This is a genomic window from Arcicella sp. GW458-12-2-14-TSB2 (assembly GCF_059423785.1).
Map to the genome: position 1 here is coordinate 1 of NZ_JBWKYN010000290.1, position 3,836 is coordinate 3,836.

Annotated in this window: 4 protein-coding genes; 3 read left to right on the forward strand and 1 reads right to left on the reverse strand. The window is 33.0% G+C overall.

The features are described 5' to 3' along the window. Positions 1-244: 244 nt before the first annotated feature. Positions 245-1,312: a phosphatidylinositol-specific phospholipase C1-like protein gene (locus AC07XN_RS23680; protein ID WP_309912395.1), complete on the reverse strand. Its 1,068-nt coding sequence runs from the start codon at positions 1,310-1,312 to the stop codon at positions 245-247. Positions 1,313-1,703: 391 nt separating this feature from the next. Between AC07XN_RS23680 and AC07XN_RS23685 the strand changes: the two genes are divergently transcribed. From AC07XN_RS23685 to AC07XN_RS23695, 3 genes are read left to right on the forward strand one after another with little or no spacing between them, the layout of a single operon-like run. Continuing rightward, positions 1,704-2,105 carry a nuclear transport factor 2 family protein gene (locus tag AC07XN_RS23685; protein WP_494744840.1) on the forward strand — a complete coding sequence of 134 codons (402 nt, stop codon included), beginning with the start codon at positions 1,704-1,706 and terminating at the stop codon, positions 2,103-2,105. Between the two features lie 11 nt (positions 2,106-2,116). Next, entirely contained in the window at positions 2,117-2,710 is a 594-nt protein-coding gene (locus tag AC07XN_RS23690) for a GNAT family N-acetyltransferase (RefSeq protein WP_494744841.1), read from the forward strand. 11 nt (positions 2,711-2,721) lie between these two features. Next, complete coding sequence (locus tag AC07XN_RS23695; RefSeq protein ID WP_494744842.1) at positions 2,722-3,624, forward strand: carbon-nitrogen hydrolase family protein; 903 nt, start codon at positions 2,722-2,724, stop codon at positions 3,622-3,624. Positions 3,625-3,836: the final 212 nt, after the last annotated feature.

A 3,836-nucleotide genomic window follows, 5' to 3' on the forward strand; every position in this document is an offset into this window, starting at 1 on the left:
TTGTTAGTCATTAAAAACTATTTTTAAAATTGCGAAATTATAAAAATAATGATAGAACCCTTCTGTATGACAACTGGAATTATACTTATTTTAGTATAATTTTTTTTTGTGTAATAACCTATGAATATATATAGGGTTTAGATAATTAGCATTTGAAATTTGAGGGTAGAAATAGACTGGCTGTATTGAAGAATTGCGAATTCAAAAATTACTTACTGCACTGAAATTACCTCGTTGTTATTTTTTAGTAAAATAAAGGATTTTTTCTTATAAAGGCATCGTTTTCGAAAGATACTCTATATTCGGATATAAAATGATTACTTTTTAGATAATAATCTGTAGAAATTATCTGAGCACCCGAAAGTTTGGCCGCTTCAAATTGAGAAAAATCGTTTTTACGCGCTTGAATAGTTTCAGCATCCGCACGCGTTCTGACGATATATCCGCTTTCTACATATTGTTTTATTAATGCTTGATTCTTTTTGGGGTCATTTAAAATTAATATAGCAGCCTCGGGGGTGTTGGGTAGTGCATTAACAAACATTATTCTGCCTTTTAAGGAAGGATGGTGCTCAATGAACATATTTCTTTTTGCTCCTTCTTCGTCTAAAACAAAAATAAATTTGCCCCGAGCATTTTTTAGTTTAGGCCAGTTTGATTTTAATACGGCGTTTTCTAAAGTTGAGTAATTGCCTTGGATATCAGCTGGTTTGATTAACTTTTCTTCACCCAAATAATGTTTGATGTCACCTTCCAGCGCATCAAAAGTTTTAGGAATGAATTTTTCAGGTATGGTAAATCCCGGCTTTTTTATCTCATCATCTTTGGCATTCATCGTGATGAAAATAGGCTCATGCTTAGGATTTTTCTTAGACCATTCTTTTAATTCAATCAGATAATCTTTGAAAAGAGGATGGTGACTTCTGAAGTCAATATCTTGTACATGAAATACTTTGAAGCCAGGTAATTGCATTTTTTTTTCAGTATCAAAAGGAGGTTGATTTTTTACTAATTTCAAGCCGAAAGGTTCAGCATATTTTCCGCCTAAAGTATCTGAATAAACATCGATTTCTAAATTTCTTAAACCTAAGTCGAGCTGAGTTGTAATAGGAGGGTGGCTATATTCCAAGCCAGATAAATCGGGTTTGTTATTCTTACTAATTAATTTAAAAAGAGTGGAATCAATGGCTACTTTATAACTATTGTGTGAGCCAATTACTTGAATTTTATTAATGGTTAGCTGGTCTAAGTTTTTAGTCGAAATAGAAAAGCCAAATGCTACTATTACTGCTACAATCAAAAAAAGTTTCATACGTATTTATACTTTAAAGAGAATATTTTGGGCTTTTGGGGAAATGTAAGTGGGTGAAATTACTTAATAAAAACACATGTTCTGTTATGAACTATGCTAATTAACTTAATGATATTTATTCTGTAATATTTTAATAATTATTAACTCATACTAAATTAGACTATTTTATTTTACTGCTTTATTTTGACGATAATGTATGGACGCAGCATATTCGAGTCTCCATAAAATTGATTATCATATAATATGCCAAAAAGAACTTTACGACAAAATTTATCAAAATCAAGAGGCTCTTGATTTATATTGAAACATAAATCTTGCTTATTTTGCATTAATAAAAGTATTAATCAGTGTTGATACTTTTAAATAACTATTAATTTAAAAATTATAAGCAATGACTTCATTAGAAATCGTAAAACAATATTACGCGTATTTTAATCAAAAAGATTGGGCTGGAATGCTGGCACTTTTACATCCAGACGTTCGCCATGAACCCAACCAAGGCGAGCCAAGAATTGGGATTGAACTGTTTACAGAATTTATGAAACACATGGATGAATCTTACGAGGAAACATTGACTGAAATGGTGTTTTTTGAGGAACCTAATAACGAACGGGTAGCGGTTGAATTTGTGGTAAATGGAATTTACAAAAAAGGAGAAGAAGGCTTTCCAGAAGCACACAATCAATCATATATTTTACCAGCGGCGGCATTTTTAGGAATAACAGAGGGAAAAATAAGTAGAGTAACTACCTATTATAACCTCCCTTTATGGATTAAATTGGTTTCAGAATAAGCAACTATTCAATGCAGACGATCTCATATATTACCAAAAAAGGCCAAGAAATTAGCACTGTTTTTGAAGATTTAGCACAATTAAGAATTACCGTTTTTCATGATTTTCCTTATCTTTATGAAGGTACGGTAGCCTATGAAATGGAATATCTGAAAATATATTCAGAAGCAGAGAGGGCTTTTGTGTTTGCTGTTTATGACGGTAGTAAAATGGTAGGAGCTACTACGTGTATTCCATTAGCTGACGAGAGCCCAGAAGTACGATTGCCTTTTGAAAAAGCTGGTTTTGATATTGATACCATCTTTTATTTTGGAGAAAGTATTCTTTTAAAAGATTATAGAGGACTAGGATTAGGACATTTTTTTTTTCATGAACGAGAAACTTATGCTAGAAGTTTTGGTACTTACAAAACTACTTGCTTTTGTGCCGTAGACCGTGGTGAAAATCATCCTTTACAACCTAAGGATTATCGTTCAAATGATGCTTTTTGGATGAAAAGAGGCTATCGTAAAGAAACTTCGTTGCAAAGTACTTTTGAATGGCCAGATATTAATGAAAGTATATCAACGCCCAAAACGATGATTTACTGGAAAAGAGATTTATAAATTAATCAATAATGAACGTAACGATTGCCTCAGCTCAATACCCAATTACTGAACATCTTACTTTTGAAGATTGGCATATACATACTGAAAACTGGGTTTTAAATGCCGTTCAACAACACGCTCAATTATTACTTTTTCCAGAATATGGTTCAATGGAATTAGTAAGTATTTTCGATAAAACAATTCAAGAAGATATTCAGCAACAAGTATTGGCATTACAGACCTTAAAAGAGGCATTTTGCAAGGTTTTTGCTGAGTTGGCTAATAAATATCAAGTAATTATTGTAGCGCCTAGTTTTCCTGTACTTGAAAACGATAAGATTTTCAATCGAGCTTTTGTTTTTTCAGCAAGAGGGTTGGTAGGTTTTCAGGATAAGTTTTTCATGACTCGTTTTGAAAATGAAGAATGGGGAATAGATGCTGCCAATCCTAAAAATCTAACCCTTTTTGAAGCGGAATGGGGGACTTTTGGTATCCAAATTTGCTATGATGTAGAGTTCGCTATAGGCTCGCAAATGTTAGCGACGGTGGGGGCATCTTTAATTTTAGCACCAAGTTGTACAGAAACTATTCGTGGTGCTACGCGTGTACATATTGGTGCTAGGGCTAGGGCCTTAGAAAATCAGGCTTATACCGTTGTTTCCCAAACAGTTGGTAATGCTCTATGGTCGCCAGCGGTGGATATCAATTATGGTTTCGCAGGATTTTATGCAACACCAGACAAAGGTATGCCAGAAGAAGGAATCATAACTACGAAAAAGCCACAAGAAATAGGCTGGTTGGTTGAGACGTTAGATTTTTCAGCCATTGAGAAAGTAAGGAATGACGGGCAGGTATTCAACTTCAAAGACCATCAACAGCTAAAGGTTGGGTTTGAAGAAATGGACATTAACATTCTCAAAGCCCATATCTGAAAGCATAGAATGATAAATCTGACTTGATTTGAAGGAATAAACATTCACCTTCTTAAAGCTCACAACTCATAGCTCAAAGCTATGAGTTGTGAGCTTTTTTTTGTACTATTTTATGTATTTTTATTAGCCTTTTAGGGTTAATCAATAATTTTAATCAATTGATTAAAATTATTGATTAAGTACTTGTTTTTAGTTATTTTGTTGTATACCTT